Origin of the sequence: Sphingobacterium sp. HSC-15S19, assembly GCF_050433745.1 — a bacterium.
GTDB classification, from domain to species: Bacteria; Bacteroidota; Bacteroidia; order Sphingobacteriales; family Sphingobacteriaceae; genus Sphingobacterium; species Sphingobacterium siyangense.
In genome coordinates this window covers 115101-134376 of the sequence record NZ_JBNPWQ010000002.1, presented here as the reverse complement: position 1 = coordinate 134376, position 19276 = coordinate 115101, and the positions used below count along the sequence as shown (strand labels likewise).

The window sequence follows — 19276 nt, the reverse complement described above, 5'->3', positions numbered from 1 at the left end:
GTAACATTTGTTACAGGCTTTTGCAAAGGCAGTATGTACCTTTGTAACATCACTTAAGAACAATGTTATGCTATTGGAATACATCAAACAACCATGGCCCTGGTATATTTCAGGACCTTTAATTGCACTGGTCATGTACCTGCTGCTCAAACAGGGAAAGGATTTTGGCATGTCCAATAATCTGCGCACCATGTGTACTGTATTAGGGGCCGGAAAAACTTCCTCTTTTTTCAGATTCGATTGGAAGACCCAGTCATGGAATTTATTGGTAGTACTCGGGACAGCTATTGGCGGTTTTATTGCACATAATTTTCTGAGCGATGGCACTGCAAGCCATATTAATTCCAAAAGTGTTGCCGACTTAAAAGAGCTAGGTATTATCGACCATTTACAAGGCTACCTTCCTGAATCCATTTTCATTTTCGACGGATCTTTGTTTCAGTTTCTACTTTTAAGTATTGGCGGTGTATTGATTGGGTTTGGAACCCGCTATGCTGGTGGATGTTCATCCGGCCATGCTATTTCTGGACTTAGCAATTTTCAGCTTCCTTCTTTGATCGCCGTTATAGGTTTCTTCCTAGGTGGGATCATCATGGTTCATTTTTTATTCCCGCTAATTTTCGCATAAATGAAAGCACTAAAATTTATTTCCATCGGTATATTGTTTGGAATCATCTTATACAAATCAGAGGCCGCATCATGGTATAGAATCTACGAAATGTTTCAATTTCGTTCCTTTCATATGTATGGGATTATCGGTACAGCACTGACCACAGCAATTATAATCGTACAAATCATCAAGAGAAAGCAAATCAAAGATAGTAACGGGATGCAAATAGCATTCCATGATAAAGACAAAAGTATTACACGATACCTGCTCGGGGGAACAATCTTTGGCTTAGGCTGGGCATTGACAGGCGCTTGTCCGGGACCAATGTTTGCCCTAATCGGTGCTGGTTATTGGACTATAGGAATCCTCTTGCTTTTTGCTTTGTTGGGTACTTGGCTTTATGGAGTCTTGCGCAATAAGTTGCCGCACTAGTTTTAACAAACTACTTTAGACCAAATTACCTCATATACGCGCAATCTGAGGCCTGTACCACTAGTTAAAATTTTAGAAAGAGAAAATGGAATTAATATTTATAGCTGGTTTTATATTAGCTGTTCTGGTCGGCCTGTCAATGGGTTTGATGGGGAGCGGCGGAAGTATTCTAACATTGCCAATATTTGTTTATATTTTTCATATAGAACCTCAATATGCATTGGACTATTCGTTGTTTTCTATAGGAATATTAGCCTTGGTCGGATCAATTTCTCCGTTGAAAAAAAGAGAAATTGACCTGAAAACTACGGCCGTTTTTCTCTTTCCATCGCTAATTTCGGTCTATTTGACCAAGCGTTATCTCCTTGTAGCCATACCAGAGTCATTCCACCTTGGCGAGATAGCGATCTCTAGAAACCATATCATTATGCTCCTTTTCTCGATTGTGATTTTGATTTCTGCGACAGCAATGGTACGAAGACGTAAACAGGTTCGGCACGATCGATTCAGGGGTGGAATTGGCCAGATTTTCAACGTTGTCCTCGTCGGATTGCTCGTCGGTATCATGACAGGCCTGGTGGGTGCAGGAGGAGGCTTTATCATTGTGCCGGCCCTCGTATTACTCTTAGGAATTCCACTTAAGCAGGCCATTGCAACTTCGTTGTTTATCATCGGTTTAAACGCCTCATTCGGTTTGATCGCGAATTATCAGTTCCTGGAACATATGAATTGGTTTATATTGGTTACCTTTACGTTAATCACTTTAATAGGCCTCCAGATTGGTTCCAAATGGAAAGACAAATTAGATGCGGCAAAATTGAAAGGTATTTTTGGGTACTTTTTAATTAGTATCGGCATCCTAATCTTTGCTTTCGAATTCATTCAATTTGTAAATTATTAAAATCACACGTTATGTTTTTTCAACACATTTTTGAGTCATCTTTAGCACATTCGAGTTATATCATTGGTTGTCAAGCCAAGGGTGTAGCGCTAGTCATTGACCCTAAAAGAGATGTAGACAGCTATCTTGAGATTGCACAAAAGAATAATCTGACCATAACCCATATTGCGGAAACGCATATACATGCCGACTACCTTTCAGGTACGCTAGAGTTAGCCGCATTGACAGGCGCCCAACCTTATCTTTCCGATGAAGGTGGAGAAGATTGGGAATATGAATTTCCACATATTGGATTAAAACATGGAGATCAATTTCAAGTTGGAAATCTGATTTTCCAAGTTATCCATACCCCTGGACATACGCCCGAGAGTATCAGTTTTATATTGATTGATACGCCTGCAACCATGGAGCCAGTCATGATATTTACAGGTGATTTTGTATTTGTTGGGGATATCGGACGCCCAGATCTGTTAGAGAATGCAGCGGGAATGATCGGAACCAAGGAAATTGGAGCCCACCAAATGTACCGATCGTTGCAACATTTCTTGGCTCTACCTGATCATATTCAAGTATGGCCCGCACATGGGGCCGGATCCGCGTGTGGAAAGGCCCTAGGCGCCGTTCCGAGTTCAACAGTTGGTTATGAAAAAATACGAAACTGGGCGCTTCAATACCAAAACAACGAAACAGCCTTCGTGGAAGAGCTATTATCAGGACAGCCCGAACCGCCACGCTATTTTGCCATGATGAAAAAACTCAACAAAATAGCACGGCCTTTGCAAACGGCAGTTCCTCAGTACAAGAAGTTAACGAACGAAACTTTTCTGCGTTTATACCACAAAGGAACAACTATCATTGATACACGCCATAAGTTTGAGTTTGCCAAAGGATATCTCCCCAATAGCATCAATATTCAGCATAACAAAACGTTTAATACCTGGGCTGGTTGGATCCTTAATTACACGGATCCTTTTATACTCATTGTAGAGGAAAGCCAATTGGACGACATTACCCGCAAGCTTATGCGCATTGGATTGGATCATGTCGCTGGATATATTACGCCTGATACGATTCCTCATTTGGGGATTCCATTGGAACATCAGCAACTCATCGGTTTCGAAGAGATGAATAGTGTATTGGGCAAATCCGACATCCAAATACTTGATGTGCGTAATGCCGCTGAGTTTTCAGAGGGCCATTTACCGCATGCGACTCATATCTTTGTTGGTACAATTGCAGACAATCTTAACCAAATTGATCGAAGTAAACAGCTGTACCTGCATTGTCAGTCTGGAGACCGCGCAACCATAGCGGCATCCATATTGGCGAAAAATGGTATTAAGGACGTCAAAATTTATAGTCCTTCCATCAATGAATGGAAATTAAAGGGTGGAACATTGGTACAATAATATGTAAAAAAGATCCCGGGATATTTATCCTGGGATCTTTTTTTAAAGAACCAAGCTATACGACCGAACTTTAGCTGCCAGTGCATTCAATATAGAGCAACTCAGCTCGGCAGTATGTTTCGTTTATAGACTATTTCTATTGATCCGCAAGAATTCGATGATCTCATCCTTCTTCTCTTCCATCTTGCCTTTCTTTTCCGTAAATTGGTGATTATAGATGGTCAGATACTGATGGTCGTCCGTTTCAGATTCATATAATTCGGCCGTGGCAAAAGAGAAATGCTCTTCTTCATCTGAAAGATGATCATACACATAGGCAAAATCATGATTCCCCAAGGAGCTTACGACGGCATCTTTATCCGCCACGAATTTCAACCTTCCGGGCAATGTCCGCTTATTCATCCATACTTCGTCTTTTTCAGAAAAAGGATAAATAGTAATACCGCGGAAAGCCATAATAAGCGGCGTAATCAGAATAATACCCATCTCAATCGCCCAAACGGCCCACAACATACCACCCGAAACCGGGCTCTTTTTCAAGGTAAAGGTACCGACTTCGTTTAAACCTTGCATCGCTTCCCAAATAAATGAAGGGTGTAAGAAAAAGGCTTTGAACCCTTCCAGATTGAAAGATGATTTTACCCAGGTATCTCCGCCCATGGTTCCCTCCGCATTGTACATCAGCGAAACGAAAAGAGCCCATTGCGCATAAAAGGCTAAAAGCGCGACTAGCAAAGTAATCAATAGTGCAATGCCCTTATTTCTTAATTTCCATTTTTTGAAACAGAAATTCAGCACATAGAATATCCCAGCACCAAATCCCAATGTAATAAATACATTAAAATAAATAATAGGGATAAACCACTGCAAAGCGATGTAAACAATTGCCAATACAACGGCACTAATTGTGCCTAGCACAAGAGATCCGATAAATACCAAAGCAGGAGCCTTTCCCGAGGGCTTATAATATAGATTTTCCATAAAAACAGTAAAATTGATTTTTAACTTAACAGTTAAATTCCCTAACCAAAACCAAGCCAATTCCCAAAGAACAGTCAACTTTCGTCAAGATTTGATGACATTAACTTCGTTACATTCGTTTAAGTGCCATTTATTGAGACAATTTTGTAAGTTTGGGGCATGAAAATCAAAATAATATCCTTTTTTACACTTGCATGTGTATTGAATATTTGGGGGGCAGTAGCGAAGGCCCAAAGAAAAGGATTCTGGCAACAGAAAGTTGACTACCATATGGATGTCAACGTGGATGAAAAAGCATATCAGTACGATGGAAAAATGACCTTGAAGTACAGCAATAATTCAGGGCAATCACTTAAAAAAGTATATTTCCATCTATATTTCAATGCTTTTCAACCAGGATCGATGATGGATTACCGCTTAAAAAACATCAGTGATCCAGACAAGCGCATGGTGACCAACCTTGGCACAAAAGAAAAGCCGGTATATCAAAGCCGCATCGGAGAGCTTAAGACCAATCAAATTGGTTATCAAAAAATCAAAAGTTTAACAATGAATGGGGCTAACGCATCATTTAAAATTGACGGAACGATCTTGGAGGTCGCTTTACCAACTCCTATCCAAGATGGCGAAACAGCACGTTTTGATATGGAGTGGACCGCACAAGTTCCGGAACAAATCAGAAGAACTGGCCGGAATTCTGCCGAAGGTGTAGCATTATCTATGGCGCAATGGTATCCGAAGATGGCCCAATTCGATGAATTCGGCTGGCATTTGGATGAATATACAGGTCGTGAATTTATTGCTCCTTTTGGCAATTTTGACGTCACCATACACCTCAATAAAAATTATGTTGTTGGTGCCTCAGGTGTTCTTCAAAACCCATCAGAGGTCAAAGGTTATCAACAGAAAGCGAAAGTAAAAGCCATCGACAATAAAGCGACCTGGCACTATAGAGCCCAAAATATCCATGATTTTGTCTGGGCCGCAGACCCCAAATTTGTTGTGGATTCCGCTTCAAGTAAAAATGGTATAAAAGTATATACCGTATTCTTGCCAACTGACAAAGAAGTTATTTCAAATTGGAAAACGGCAATAGGCCTTTCTACCGAATTCTTTGACTTCTGTAGTGCGAAGTTTGGTAAATATCCATGGCCAACTTATACCATCATTCAGGGTGGCGATGGTGGTATGGAGTATGGCACAGCTACTCTGATCACAGGCGGCCGCAATCTAAAAAGTCTTGTTGGTGTCATATTCCATGAATCGGCACACTCCTGGTACCAACAATTGTTTGGGATCAATGAAACCGTAGATGAATGGTTTGATGAAGGTTTCACCTCCTATGTCGAAGAGTTGGCCATGCAACATATCTTTGAAAAAAGAGGTGCTATTGCCTCCAACCCACAAATTGCCGCCTACCGTGGCTACTATAAATTGGCTCTTTCAGGTAAAGAAGAACCGATGAGCTTACTGGCAGATTATTATAACACCAACTACGGCTACAGCAACGAAGCATACAACAAAGGTGCCGTGCTTGCAGAACAGTTGGGTTATATTATTGGTCAGGAAAATTTGGAAAAAACCTTCCTGAAATTTTATGACATCTGGAAATTTAAACATCCGACACCAAATGATTTTAAACGCGTTGCTGAAGAGGTTTCCGGTATAAACTTAAAATGGTATTTCAATCTGTTTATCAATACAACACGTCAAATTGATTACGCCATCGAAAAAGTAACAGACACCGACATTTTATTGGCTAATAAGTCAAATTTTGCCATGCCACTGGATGTTCTGGTAGAATACACAGATGGAAGTAAAGAACTATTTTATATTCCTTTGCGTGAAATGCGGGGAGAAAAACCGGAAGAACATTTTGACATATACAAAGGTGTTAAAAGGACCGTGCTTGAAGATTGGTTTTGGACCAAACCCGACTATACTATCCATGTGTCGAAAACACCAAAAGCGGTAACTATTGATCCTTCACTACGCTTAGCGGATGTAGAATCGGCAAACAACAGTTTTAGTAAGTAACTAAATATACTTCCCATTATCCGAACAGATGGGAAAATCAAGACAGCTTCCAAACCCAATATATATGACGCGGTTTGGAAGCCGTTTTTTAATTCCGTGGCTTATATACTCTTAAGAGGAATAACCATATTCCATGTACGTTCAAATTGATAGGGCTCTGAACCATCCCCGGTTGCCGCAAACAAATGAGTAGGCTTCCCATTTTCAAATAGTAAAAACGGTCGTTCAAAATTGGCCTGATGACTCGTCGTGCCATCATCCCATTGAATTGTTTTAGAATAAGCTTTTACAGACTTCGAAAGATGCCAATCTATGCCATCTTTGGAATAAGCATGTATCCCGCCCCCCTCTTCACCGCAGATCTTTCCGTAACGGTCCTTCATAATAAGTTCAAACTGCTGACCGTTATACCAGACAAATGGATCTTCTACATCGTTTTCATGGTTTTGGTCTGTATGAAATGAAAAAATAGGCTTGTCCGATAAACGGCGATAAGGTCCGAGGAAAGAATCCGCTTGCGCGGCTCCCAATAAAAGTGGTGGATTATAATTTACTGGGGAAGATTTATAAACTAAATAAACCTTTCCGTTCGGTAAGACAACTGGCGAAGGATTTGATGTAATGGAGGCATCCCATTCCCCTTTACGGGGATTCAGAATCGGTTGATCAACTCTCTTCCATGGCCCTGCAATTGACTTGGAATAGGCCATCCCAATACGTTTATGCATCCAGGCTTTCTGGCCTAAGCCCGACTCCCATACATTTTCTGTAAAAGAGGGATTTGGTTCGTCATAGTTATTGCCAAAGTAATAAAGCACATAATAGTCACCATTTTTTACAATTCGAGGATTGTGTGTCGTACAGCCATCAAAATATTGCTTCCCCCGAGCAGGCAGTACAACTTCAACAAATTCGTATGGCCCTTCAGCGGTATCTGAAATAGCCCTGACGACTTCGGAATTTGTCACCCAATTACCAAAGCCATATTGTTTGCTCCAACGCGAAGCAAACATATGATATCGTCCATCTTCTCCTTTTATGACCGATGGATCCCAAATCCAATAATCTTTCATCGCAAATCCTCCTCCTTTTGGCGCCGGTAATAACTTATCTATAAAGGAGTCTTCAAGACTGTCCCCCAAAGCATATCCATGGTTTGAAAATAGGAAGAAGCCAGAAACACCGGCTACATTTTTTAGAAAGTCTCGACGAGAGGTTTTCATACGTTTTACATTTATTAGAAGAAAATAATTCGTTCTTTAATCTATTTGATAGGCTCCCATGAAATAATTTAAACGCGGCTGGTACCGATAGCTTTTTTATTTCTAGAAGGAAACCTTTGAATTCACTCCTCCTTCATCTGACATTAGGTGCTATATTGGTGCTTTCTACTAACAAATATTGACGACAAGATAAAGAATAACTAGCTTGCTGTCAACCATCTTTTAGATGATTCTTCCATCCTATTGCACTTTCTTTTTAAATCACTTCGTGTGCAGACAGAAGAGTCCGACGAATATTTCTGGATACATCGTCGAGAAAGAAGAAATAATACGAATAAGAAGCGAAGTTGGTCAGGTCTTGGTATATTTGTCCCCATGATTTATGTCCATATCCCCTTTTGTAAACAGGCTTGTCATTACTGTGACTTCCATTTTAGCACTTCACTACAATACAAAAGTGAGATGATCAATGCCATACGACGGGAAATCGAGCTCAGAGCAGCCTATTTGGAAGACAAAAAGGTCGAATCGATCTATTTTGGTGGTGGCACGCCATCCTTATTGGAAGCTGAAGAGATCGCACGGATCATCGATACGATAGCAATGCATTTTGACATCGTAAATCAGGCTGAAATTACGCTGGAAGCAAACCCCGACGATCTAAATGCGGCCAAAGTAAACAGTCTGCGGAATACAGCAATCAATCGATTCAGCATAGGCATACAGTCTTTCTTTGAAGAGGATCTTAAATGGATGAACAGAGCACATAATCAGCAGGAAGCACTGGCTTCTATCATGCGGGTGCAAGACGCGGGCTTTGAAAATATTACCTGTGATCTTATTTATGGCTACCCACTGTTGACTGATGAGAAATGGCGCCACAATATGCAACAGCTGATTGACTTTGAAATTCCCCATATTTCTTCGTATTCCATGACTGTAGAAAATAAGACAGCATTGGATCACTTCATTAAAAAAGGCTTAAGTCCGGCAATAGATTCTGATCAGGCAGCGGATCAGATGAGTCTTCTTATCCATACATTGAAAGCCGCGGGATATGAACAATATGAAATTTCCAATTTTGCAAAAAATGGCCTATATGCACGTCATAACACAAATTATTGGAAAGGCAAACATTACCTTGGCATAGGCCCTTCAGCACATTCGTTCAATGGAACTTCCAGAGCTTGGAATGTTTCCAACAACGCGAAATATATGACCTCAATCAATTCAAACCAACTTCCCCTGGAAATTGAGGAGCTTTCTACGCTGGACCAGATCAACGAAAGTATCATGACTTCGCTAAGAACCATGTGGGGACTGGATTTGATTGCGCTGGAAAGCAAATTCGGGCAATCTGTCAAAAACCGAGTCCTAAAGGATGCTGAACCATTTCTAGGAGAGAAAAATCTCGTTTTGGAAGAAAACAAATTACGCTTGACGGATCCCGGTAAATTAATGGCTGATCATATCATGTCTGAATTATTCATAATAGAGGATTAACAAATAAATCACTAATATTTTATTAAAATAATAATATTAAGAGTGTTTACATTTAAAAAATTACGAAAATAAAAATATAAATCTATTTTCTAGGCGGTTTGTACTATGTTTGCAACATAATCTATTATAAAATTATGATGTCACACAAGCCATCTTTTGATTTAGAGATCAAAAGTTACAGAGAGCAACAAAACGCTGCCGTAAGCTTAATTCAAATTGTCAGTAACCTGTGGTATAACCACGCTATTGAACTTGTCTTTTTTCGAAATCAACTCATTGATGTAAAATCGAGTTCAATTCTCAACCTGATCAAGGAAAGCGTCCTCCTTACCGACGAGCCATTCCATATTTTTGACACCCTCCACGTAGCACAGGCATTGGAAAAACTCACGCTATCACCTGCGCGTATCGATATCGGAAAACTTACCTTACAGGTCAAGAAACAGACTATTGACAACAACGATCTGCCTAGTTTTATTACAAATGAATTAAAAGATATCAATCAACAAGCGGAATTAAAACCACGCGATGTTGTGCTTTATGGATTTGGCCGTATCGGCCGTTTACTCGCCCGAGAACTTATGCATAAAGCCGGTGCTGGACAGCAGCTTCGCCTTCGTGCCATTGTAACGCGAGACGCCAATGATAGCAAGTCCATATTGAAAAGAGCGACACTATTAAAAACAGATTCCATACATGGTGCGTTCGAAGGCGACGTACAGGTCGACATTCCAAATCAGGCACTTATTATCAACGGCATCACTGTCCACCTTATCTCTGCCAAACAGCCAGAGGACATCGATTATACCTATTATGGAATACAGCATGCTTTAGTCGTCGACAATACGGGTGCTTTTCGAGATGAGCACGAACTGAGTCGCCACCTGAAATCCAGAGGTGCCGCCCAAGTTTTATTGACAGCACCCGGAAAAGGTGTTCCAAATATCGTATATGCTGTCAACGAAAATGATATTGACGTGGAACAGCATGCGATATTTTCCGCCGCTTCCTGTACGACCAACGCAATCTCTCCTATTTTGGCGGTCCTTGAAAATAGAATAGGTATTGAAAAAGGGCATATCGAAACCATACATTCCTATACCAACGATCAGAACCTTGTCGACAATATGCACAAGAAGTCCAGAAGAGGGCGTGCCGCAGCGCTCAATATGGTGATCACAGAAACTGGAGCGGGGACTGCCGTTTCAAAAGTATTGCCTTCATTGAAGGGCAAACTGACCTCCAATGCAATTCGCGTTCCCGTGCCAAATGGATCATTGGCAATTTTAAATCTCGAAATTAAATCTAAAACTACCGTCGAAGAAATCAATGCACTTTTAAAAGAGGCATCACTACAGGGTGACCTTGTCGAACAGATTAAATTTTCTAAAGACAGTGAACTCGTTTCTTCAGATATCATCGGCTCCACTGCTGCTGCGATCATAGATGCTCCAGCGACGATAGTCTCGTCAGATGGTAGGAATGTCATCCTATATGTCTGGTACGACAATGAATACGGATATTCTCATCAGGTAATGCGCTTATCTCGTCATATTACTGGCGTAAGAAGGTATACATATTATTAGCATCAAACTTTAAAAATATAAGCGGTAGTTCGTTGTGCAATTACCGTTTATATTTTTACAGGATTGCTTTTGAGGTATTTCATAATGATCGGTGTTGCTCCTGCTTTCTGCAGAACATATTCACGGGCCAATTTTCCGGCCTCTTGACGGACAGTCTGATCTTGTAAAACAGCAAAAACTTTCTTTAATTCTTTAGCACTGGCAATGGCGAAACCCGATCCATTTTGTACGAGATCTTTCGCTTCCTGAAATTTCTTGAAATTTGGTCCAAATAGAACCGGTATGCCATATGTTGCTGCCTCTAGAGTGTTATGTATTCCAACGCCAAAACCACCACCAATATAGGCCAGTTGGCCATACCCATACAAAGACGAAAGCATTCCAATGTTATCGATAACCAGCACCTTTGAATTGGCTATTGTTGCGGCATCGTAGGTAGCCATGTCCGAAAAGCGGAGTGCCTTCGGCCAAAGGTTAAAAATGCTCGCCAGATGTGATTCATTGATTTCATGCGGAGCCAAGATCAGCTTATAGTCTGAATAATCCAAAAGCAATTCCTGTAGAGCCAGCTCATCCTCGGGCCAGGTACTTCCTGCAACCAGGGCCGGATTTTCCCCAATAAATTGGCTGATCTCAGGAATCATTTTTCTGCTTTTAGGAATGTCTACCACACGATCAAAACGTGTATCTCCGGCTAACCCGGCATTCCGTATCCCAAATTCTTTCAAAAGACGTACACTTTCTTCATTTTGCACAAAGAAGTAAGTCACATAACTTAAAATTTTCAGAAAAAAAGTACCATAGGCCTGAAAGAAAATCTGATCGGGTCTAAATATTGCTGAGATCAAAAACAAGGGAATGCCCCGTCTATGCAGGCCTTCAAAAAAATAATACCAATATTCATATTTCGTAAACACAGCGAAACTTGGATTGATCAAGTCGAGAAAAAGCCGTGCGTGCTGAGCAGTATCGTAGGGGAGATAAAAAACATAATCGGCCAAAGCAGTGTTTTTTCTGATTTCATAGCCAGAGGGAGAATAAAATGTTACAATTATTTTATAATCCAAATAATTATTTTTCACTGCTTCCAGGACAGGTCTTCCTTGCTCAAATTCCCCCAATGAAGCAAAGTGAAACCAAATATGTTTTTGGGAAGAATCAACCGTTTGTTTCATCCTCGAATACCAGTCTTTTCGTCCCTCTACCATGAGCTTGGCTTTGGCATGAAAAGGAGCCAAAATACGCAGTAAGAGTCCATAAAGAAAGATTCCAATTGAATAAAGCAAACGCATGTTTTTAAAATAATGTTTATCTTAGTCAAAGATATTAAACCCATTTCATTAAACGGAACCATTGAGTGGAAAATAAACATCGCAAACGGATTTTGATAACAGGAGCAGCTGGCTTCCTCGGTTCTCACCTTTGCGATCGCTTTATTGCGGAAGATTACGATGTAATTGGAATGGACAACCTGATTACCGGAGATCTACAGAATATAGCACATCTATTTAAGTTGGAAAATTTTGACTTCTATCATCACGATGTCTCAAAATTTGTGCACGTTCCCGGGCACTTGGATTATATCCTGCATTTCGCTTCGCCAGCCAGTCCCGTTGATTACCTTAAAATTCCCATACAAACATTGAAGGTAGGATCTTTGGGCACACATAATCTCTTGGGCCTAGCGCGTGCTAAACAAGCACGCATTTTGGTAGCCTCCACCTCTGAGGTATATGGCGATCCACTGGTTTCACCACAATCCGAGGACTACTGGGGCAATGTAAATCCCGTGGGACCTCGTGGTGTATACGATGAAGCGAAGCGCTTCCAAGAGGCAATAACGATGGCCTATCACAATGCACATGGTCTGGATACCCGTATTGTCAGGATATTTAACACCTTTGGTTCCAGAATGCGTCTCAATGACGGCCGAGCTATTCCCACCTTTATCGCACAAGCGATACGTGGCGAAGACATCACGATTTTTGGCGATGGTTCACAAACACGATCATTCTGTTATATTGACGACCAGGTCGAAGGCATCTTTCGCTTGTTGCATTCGGCATGTGCTACACCTATAAATATTGGTAATCCAGACGAAATCAGCTTGCTACAATTGGCCCATGAAATTGTCGAATTGACAGACAGCTCGAGTAAAATCGTCTACGAACCATTACCGGTTGATGATCCCAAACAACGGAAACCCGATATTGGCTTGGCCAAATCAAAATTAGCCTGGGAACCTCAAATAGACCGAAAAACAGGATTGAAAAAAACCATAGCATTTTACAAAAAGATCCCTTTGGATACCTTATCACATAAAGACTTTACTTACTATAATCAACAATAATGAACAAAAAAATACTAGTCACAGGAGGAACAGGTTATATCGGTTCGCACACAGTGGTCGAACTACATCAAGCAGGATATGTACCTGTCATCGTGGATGATCTGTCCAATTCAAACATCAAAATTTTGGATCAGGTTGAAAAGATCATCGGCGTTAGACCTGAATTTCACCAATTTGACCTTTGTGACACAGAACGCGTGAATGAATTTGTAAAAAACAATACCGATATCTCAGGAATTATCCATTTTGCGGCCTCTAAAGCTGTAGGTGAATCTGTACAGAAGCCTTTGAAATATTACCACAACAATTTCTTCTCGTTAATTAACTTATTAGAGGCATATCAAAATAAGCCTATTAATTTTGTCTTTTCTTCAAGCTGTACTGTATATGGTGAGCCAGACTACTTACCTGTAGACGAGAGTGCTCCCGTAAAAAAGGCAACCTCTCCTTATGGAAATACAAAACAAATTGCTGAAGAAATTCTGCAGGAAACTGCTGCTGCATATGACAACTACAATATTATTGCGCTCCGTTATTTCAACCCTGTAGGTGCACATGAGTCGGCACTGATCGGTGAATTACCAAACGGTGTTCCTCAGAACCTGCTTCCTTTTATCACACAAACAGCCATTGGAAAAAGAGAAAAATTAACGGTATTTGGCTCTGATTACGACACACCGGACGGATCTTGCATCCGCGACTATATCCACGTTGTTGATTTAGCAAAAGCTCACGTTGCAGCAATCAGATTATTGGAAAAAGGCAACCCGAACGGAAAATACGATGTCTTTAATGTGGGAACAGGAAATGGATATTCTGTCCTTGAAGCGATCAAGGCTTTTGAGAAAGCTTCAGGACAAAAATTAAATTACGAATTTGGTCCACGTCGTGACGGAGATATCATCAAAGTTTACGGGGACGTCACTAAATCGGCCAATCAGTTGCATTGGAAAGCAGCACTTGGTATTGATGAAATGATGGCTTCTGCCTGGGCATGGGAAAAAAATCTGAAGGAAAATCCATTGGATTAAACAGTAGCCTCTGCTGCTACAGCAAAGCATTATACCCAGCTTAACTTTATATGACCGTCTTAAAAACGTAGACGGTCATAACTTGGCTCCCAAAGGGTCCTTCTGCCAACTGAAGGTCGACATTAAACAAACTCTTTGTCGGAAATATATTCCATGAGCATCCCGGCCTGATCTCCGAGCTTCTTTTTCAAGCGCTGCATAGATTTTTTTATCGCGTCTGGAGTAACCCCCAATACGTTGGCTACTTCCTTATTATTTAGCCCCAGTTTCATAAGCACAATTATCCTCAGATTAGATTCCGTTATATCGGGAAATCTAGATTGTATATCCTGGAGTAAATTGGGAAATTCTTTTACAATCAATAATTTAAATTCCTGCCATTTCTCTTCAGTGATGAGATGTGACTGCAACAATATTTTTAGCTCCTCGCGATCTTTTTCAACAACATTCCCTTTTTCTTCAAGCATCGCAGAAAGTACATTTATCTGTTCATTATTCCGCTTAAGAAAAGCGACGTATTCTTCAACTTGGCTTTTAGAACTCACCAGTTCCCTGTCTAATTCTGCTTTTGTATACTTTAAATTAAGAAGCTGATATTCATAGTCACGTATCCGTTTTCTAGCACGGGATCGAATAGCATTATAAATAAAAAAGAATAATACCAATACCAATAAACTTAATATTAGCCATAATCGCCTCTCAGCTTGCTTTTTCTTAATAACAGCTTGTGCCAGCGATAATTTATCGGCGTACTTTTGCTTGTCGGCCATAAACTTCAATTGGGACAATACTGGATCACCATCTAAAAAACGTAGTGAGTCTTGGAGACGTTCTATTCTTCTTCGTGCATTCAGCTCACGACCTATATCGTTACTTTGCATCGCCAAATTCAACTTGTGAATCTCAAGTTCAAGTATTGTCTTCTTATCATCCGAGCCCAATAAAAGAGATTCAGCTTCCGCAATCATATGACGAACATCCTTCGTTTCCTTATTCGCTATATTTAATCGAATACGCATCACTAAGGCGAAAATTGTATTTCGGTCATTCCCAAGAGATCTGGAAATCTCAAGATCTTTATCTAGGAGCGATAAAGCCTTATGGTAATCCTTCATACCTTCAAACACAGCCGCCTGATTACCTAAGATCTTCGCGTAGCGTAATGAGTCATTTTCTGAAAGTGCTAAAGTTTGAGCCAATTCAAAAATTTTCATTGCCTGCAAGGTATCACCACCACTTTTCAATGTCAGTAAACCTAAATTGTCCAAGATTTCAGCTTTCAATTTCGGTGAAATTTGTTCTTGTCGTTGCCCTAAATCCAGATATTTAATTCCAGAAGTATAATCACCTAAAGTTCCAAAAAAATAGCCAAGCTTCTTGTAAGTTTGCGTTAGGTCTAAAACAAGCTCTTTCGGTATATCTTCAAGCCCTTTCTCTCCTTCCAAGATAAAAGGTAATGCCTCAGAGGCTTTCAGGCATCGATATAGGTAAAAGCCATACATTACCTTTACCCAAATGCGTACATTTTGATAGCTATAGCCTTCTTCAAGGTCCAGCGCTTTTAAATAGTATTTATCACTAAAGTTATTTCTTGCGCCTTCGGCATTAAACGACTGATCCGCCAGTAAACAATAATAGATTGCCAAAAGTGCCTTATCATTTTTTCGTACCGCTTGGCTAAAATATGGTGCAAGATATTTGCTTAACGACAGACTAGAGGATTGATACTGCGCTGATTCTTTTATAATTGTTTCGTAAAAGTTCTTCTCTTCTATCGAGGAATTGGAATCCATTAAATCCATACCATAGACAAAACGACAAGGGATGATTGTTAGAAAAAGAAAAAATAGAAGACATCGAAACATATCGGCTCAGGCATTGAATTTCGCAATAAAAATAAAAAATAATTTTAATTAAATCATCATGAGACAAAATCAACCAACCGCAAACACAGTTAAGGTTTAGACCGTAATCATGCCTTACATTCTTCGATTAAAAATAACAATAGTGTATTAAATAATACGCTACTATTGTTCGCGAATTAAACAAAGAAGCCACTTATTGGAAAACCTTGTGACTATTCACTAAACGTGGTGAGATTATTCTTTTGACCAATAGTATTACTTTTTATCAAAAAAATGATAAATATGATCTGGTGTTATAGCTTTCGTTAATTGGACATCATATTCATTTTTATCCGCAATAACATCAATTGGATTAAAAAAAGATAGTCCGACACGCTGTACACCAACTTTACAAGACGAGAAAAAACGGTCGTAAAACCCTTTTCCATAACCTACTCTATAGCCGAAAAGATCAAAAATTAACAACGGCACTATAATCATATCAATAAGCGATGAAGCTACCTTAATGCCAGAGGTTGGCTCTGGAATACCCCAGTTGTTCGTCTCAAATCGTGTATGTTCATCCAATATGAAATGTTGCATCGAGTAATCATCAAAATTAGATCGCGAAACAACGATCTTTATCTGCGGAAAAAACGCTTGAATATAATTTATTATTAAATATGTATTGGGTTCGTGGTATTTCCCTATGGGAAGGAAAATATGCAAAAATTCGACCCTTGAGAGATCAAGCTTTGTAAATTGCGAAAGTAATCGTTCATTGAGCGCAGTTTCTCTCTCTAAAGACAATTGACATCGCTTAGTTTTATATTCAAGTCGTAATTCTTGTTTCGATTTCATTTGTAGAATAGTTATTCCTAAAATTTATTTCCCTTTCTTACCAAAATCCCCATTAAATTCCATCACTTATGCCAAGATCAATCAAAAATAGCATTCCTTCCAATTCAATTTTTATTTAAGCTTCAAAAGCAAATAGAAATTCTCGTTCAGAATAGAAAAACCAGGTGTTAAACGCAGTCTAGTCATAAAAAAACGGCCTTGTAGCGAGCGCTAACAAGACCGAATAATCAACCTAAACCTAAAATCTTTCTATTATTTTACGCGCTCGATATAATTACCTGTTTGCGTATCGACTCTTACTTTCTCACCTTGATTAATGAACAACGGTACCATAATTTCAACACCAGTCTCTACAGTTGCTTTTTTCAACGCATTTGTAGAAGTATCTCCTTTTACAGCCGGTTCAGTATATGTAATTTCTAACTCAACACTTTTTGGAGCTTCTGCCATGATAGGCTCATCACTTTCAAAAGCAATAATTACAGTCATTCCCTCTTTCAAGAAACGAGCTGAATCACCGAACAAAAATTTAGGAATATTGAATTGCTCGTATGTATTGTTATCCATTACCACGAAGAAATCTCCATCCTCATACAAATACTGATAATCGCTAGTTTCTACACGTGCAATTTCTACAGATTCGTCAACTCTAAAACGGTATTCAACTAACTTACCAGTTTTAACATTACGCATTCTCGCTTGATAAAACGCACGTAAATTGCCTGGTGTACGGTGTATATATTCTTCTACGGATACTAATTCTCCATTAAATCTTAAGATATTTCCTGATTTTACCTCTGATGCCTTAGCCATTCTTTGAATTGAACTTTAAACGGTTATCTCATTATTGAGTCGTCAAAAGTACAAAAACTAATTGTGTTATTAAAATTTCATTCGCTACTTTTTTTTCTGAAAGTGTTTGTTTTTATTGGCCGGAGAGAACCTTCAGTTCACTTTCGTAGCTGTTAATGGTTATGCAATCTTGATGGTTTATGGGAAATAATCATTTTTGATACAGGACAAAAAACTTTTCTCCTATTTTTAATAGGGCAGAAACAATTGTTGATCCCCTAAGACTTGAAATCGACGATAGAAATACTTTCATCGCAGAATTCATACTCTTTTTTTTGGTTGGAACAGACGATAAACAATCTAGATTCCACTTTTGTGCGCTCAATTAAACGAAGATACCATTGTTCACCCGCACTATCCAAATTACTTGTAGGCTCATCCAACAAAACCAAGGCAGATGCAGAACAACAAGCTAGCGCTAGCTTTACACGTTGACGCATGCCTGATGAAAAAAACCGGATCTCTCTGTCAAGCGCATGTTCCAATCCCAATACGTTTACAACAGTTTCTTTATCAAAAGAAGGAAGATAATTTTTAAATTTAAAATGAAAATCAATCAGCTCGTTTAAGGTAAACTCCTCGATCAGTTCAACATAAGGAGCTGCGAGAGACAGCTGCTGATATATAGTTTCCACACCTAGGACTTGGTCTCCATCCGTGTAGATCAATTCACCCGATGAGGGTGTCAAACTACTTGAAAGCACTTTTAGGAAAGTGGACTTTCCGGAACCATTATGGCCAAGGATGGCATAACTCTTGCCGGACTCGAAGGTATAGTTTATATGCCTAAAAATCCATTCATTGTTATACCTCCTACCAATATCTTTTAATGTAATTTTCAAATTCACTAGAATCGACAACGCGACTACATCGCTCTATTATTGAATCCTTTCATGATACCCCGGCCGGAGTTCCGAATAAAATCCAAAATTTCATCACGGATTTCCGTTGCCTGATATTCAGCTTCTATAATTTCTATTGCTTTAGCCAGGTTTCTGTTTTGGACAAAAAGAATTCGATAAAGATTCTGAATCTCGGCAATTTGCTCTTCCGAAAATCCTCTTCTTCTCAATCCAACAGAATTAATACCAGCATAAGAAATCGGTTCACGTGCGGCCTTAACAAAAGGAGGAATATCCTTACGCACCAATGAACCACCGGTAACAAATGCATGCGAACCAATTTTGACAAATTGGTGAACAGCAACCATTCCAGCAAGTACAACATAATCACCTACTGTAATATGTCCAGCAAGTGTACTGTTGTTCGAAAAAACACAATTATCACCTACTTCACAATCATGTGCAACATGACTATAAGCTTGGATCAAACAGTTTTTTCCAATGACCGTTTTATACCTATCCTTGGTTCCTCTATTGATTGTTACACACTCACGAATGGTTGTATTGTCTCCAATTTCAGCTGTGGTAATCTCACCATCAAATTTTAAATCTTGAGGTTCCCCAGAGATTACTGCACCGGGATATATTTTACAGTTTTTTCCAATTCGAGCTCCATCCATGATCGTCACATTTGATCCTATCCAAGTGCCTTCACCAATGACGACATCTTTATAAATGGTTACAAATGGCTCGATGACCACATTTTTAGCAATTTTTGCCTCCGGATGAATATAAGCTAATGGCTGTATCATCT

Annotated in this window: 17 protein-coding genes; 9 read left to right on the top strand and 8 right to left on the bottom strand. The window is 39.6% G+C overall.

Going from position 1 to position 19276, the window contains the following annotated elements; translation table 11 throughout:
* The first annotated feature begins 67 nt into the window (after positions 1 to 67).
* The 4 genes from L1283_RS02425 (at position 68) to L1283_RS02410 (ending at position 3352) form a co-directional block, all read left to right on the top strand.
* On the top strand, positions 68 to 628 hold the full coding sequence (locus L1283_RS02425; protein WP_286732282.1) for a YeeE/YedE family protein: 561 nt from the start codon (positions 68 to 70) through the stop codon (positions 626 to 628).
* Positions 629 to 1042: a DUF6691 family protein gene (locus L1283_RS02420; protein WP_286732281.1), complete on the top strand. Its 414-nt coding sequence runs from the start codon at positions 629 to 631 to the stop codon at positions 1040 to 1042.
* Positions 1043 to 1127: 85 nt separating this feature from the next.
* Complete coding sequence (locus L1283_RS02415; RefSeq protein WP_286851464.1) at positions 1128 to 1943, top strand: sulfite exporter TauE/SafE family protein; 816 nt, start codon at positions 1128 to 1130, stop codon at positions 1941 to 1943.
* A gap of 11 nt (positions 1944 to 1954) precedes the next feature.
* Complete coding sequence (locus L1283_RS02410; protein WP_286851463.1) at positions 1955 to 3352, top strand: MBL fold metallo-hydrolase; 1398 nt, start codon at positions 1955 to 1957, stop codon at positions 3350 to 3352.
* Positions 3353 to 3475: 123 nt separating this feature from the next.
* Here L1283_RS02410 and L1283_RS02405 read toward each other — a convergent pair whose 3' ends face one another.
* Entirely contained in the window at positions 3476 to 4333 is an 858-nt protein-coding gene (locus L1283_RS02405; protein ID WP_286851462.1) for a hypothetical protein, read from the bottom strand.
* Positions 4334 to 4492: 159 nt separating this feature from the next.
* Between L1283_RS02405 and L1283_RS02400 the strand changes: the two genes are divergently transcribed.
* Complete coding sequence (locus L1283_RS02400) at positions 4493 to 6370, top strand: M1 family metallopeptidase (RefSeq protein ID WP_070561674.1); 1878 nt, start codon at positions 4493 to 4495, stop codon at positions 6368 to 6370.
* A 101-nt stretch (positions 6371 to 6471) separates the two neighbouring features.
* Here L1283_RS02400 and L1283_RS02395 read toward each other — a convergent pair whose 3' ends face one another.
* Positions 6472 to 7593, bottom strand: coding sequence for a glycoside hydrolase family protein (locus L1283_RS02395; RefSeq protein WP_208734111.1), 1122 nt, complete (start codon positions 7591 to 7593; stop codon positions 6472 to 6474).
* A gap of 270 nt (positions 7594 to 7863) precedes the next feature.
* Between L1283_RS02395 and hemW the strand changes: the two genes are divergently transcribed.
* Positions 7864 to 9096: a radical SAM family heme chaperone HemW gene (gene hemW, locus L1283_RS02390; protein ID WP_429625732.1), complete on the top strand. Its 1233-nt coding sequence runs from the start codon at positions 7864 to 7866 to the stop codon at positions 9094 to 9096.
* Positions 9097 to 9230: 134 nt separating this feature from the next.
* Positions 9231 to 10682, top strand: a complete 1452-nt coding sequence (locus L1283_RS02385) for a glyceraldehyde-3-phosphate dehydrogenase (protein ID WP_429625731.1) — start codon at positions 9231 to 9233, stop codon at positions 10680 to 10682.
* 47 nt (positions 10683 to 10729) lie between these two features.
* Here the strand turns inward: L1283_RS02385 and L1283_RS02380 are convergent, their stop codons facing one another.
* On the bottom strand, positions 10730 to 11974 hold the full coding sequence (locus L1283_RS02380) for a 3-deoxy-D-manno-octulosonic acid transferase (RefSeq protein ID WP_429625730.1): 1245 nt from the start codon (positions 11972 to 11974) through the stop codon (positions 10730 to 10732).
* 65 nt (positions 11975 to 12039) lie between these two features.
* On the opposite strand from L1283_RS02380, the gene L1283_RS02375 reads away from it, so the two are divergent.
* The gene (locus tag L1283_RS02375) at positions 12040 to 13032 is read left to right on the top strand and encodes a UDP-glucuronic acid decarboxylase family protein (protein WP_088160001.1); all 993 of its coding nucleotides are present in this window, start codon (positions 12040 to 12042) and stop codon (positions 13030 to 13032) included.
* Positions 13032 to 14063: a UDP-glucose 4-epimerase GalE gene (galE, locus tag L1283_RS02370; protein ID WP_088160000.1), complete on the top strand. Its 1032-nt coding sequence runs from the start codon at positions 13032 to 13034 to the stop codon at positions 14061 to 14063. The genes L1283_RS02375 and galE overlap by 1 nt, the downstream gene beginning before the upstream one ends.
* A 122-nt stretch (positions 14064 to 14185) precedes the next feature.
* Here galE and L1283_RS02365 read toward each other — a convergent pair whose 3' ends face one another.
* The 5 genes from L1283_RS02365 to lpxA all read right to left on the bottom strand — a co-directional run bounded on the left by L1283_RS02365 (position 14186) and on the right by lpxA (position 19274).
* Positions 14186 to 15856, bottom strand: coding sequence for a helix-turn-helix transcriptional regulator (locus L1283_RS02365; protein ID WP_429625729.1), 1671 nt, complete (start codon positions 15854 to 15856; stop codon positions 14186 to 14188).
* A gap of 327 nt (positions 15857 to 16183) precedes the next feature.
* Entirely contained in the window at positions 16184 to 16768 is a 585-nt protein-coding gene (locus L1283_RS02360; RefSeq protein WP_088159998.1) for a 5-formyltetrahydrofolate cyclo-ligase, read from the bottom strand.
* Positions 16769 to 17020: 252 nt separating this feature from the next.
* A complete protein-coding gene (gene efp, locus L1283_RS02355; protein ID WP_046674772.1) occupies positions 17021 to 17581 on the bottom strand; it encodes an elongation factor P in 561 nt (186 codons plus the stop codon).
* Between the two features lie 257 nt (positions 17582 to 17838).
* Positions 17839 to 18468: an ABC transporter ATP-binding protein gene (locus tag L1283_RS02350; protein ID WP_312208582.1), complete on the bottom strand. Its 630-nt coding sequence runs from the start codon at positions 18466 to 18468 to the stop codon at positions 17839 to 17841.
* Between the two features lie 17 nt (positions 18469 to 18485).
* Entirely contained in the window at positions 18486 to 19274 is a 789-nt protein-coding gene (lpxA, locus tag L1283_RS02345; protein ID WP_075990789.1) for an acyl-ACP--UDP-N-acetylglucosamine O-acyltransferase, read from the bottom strand.
* Between the last annotated feature and the right edge of the window lie 2 nt (positions 19275 to 19276).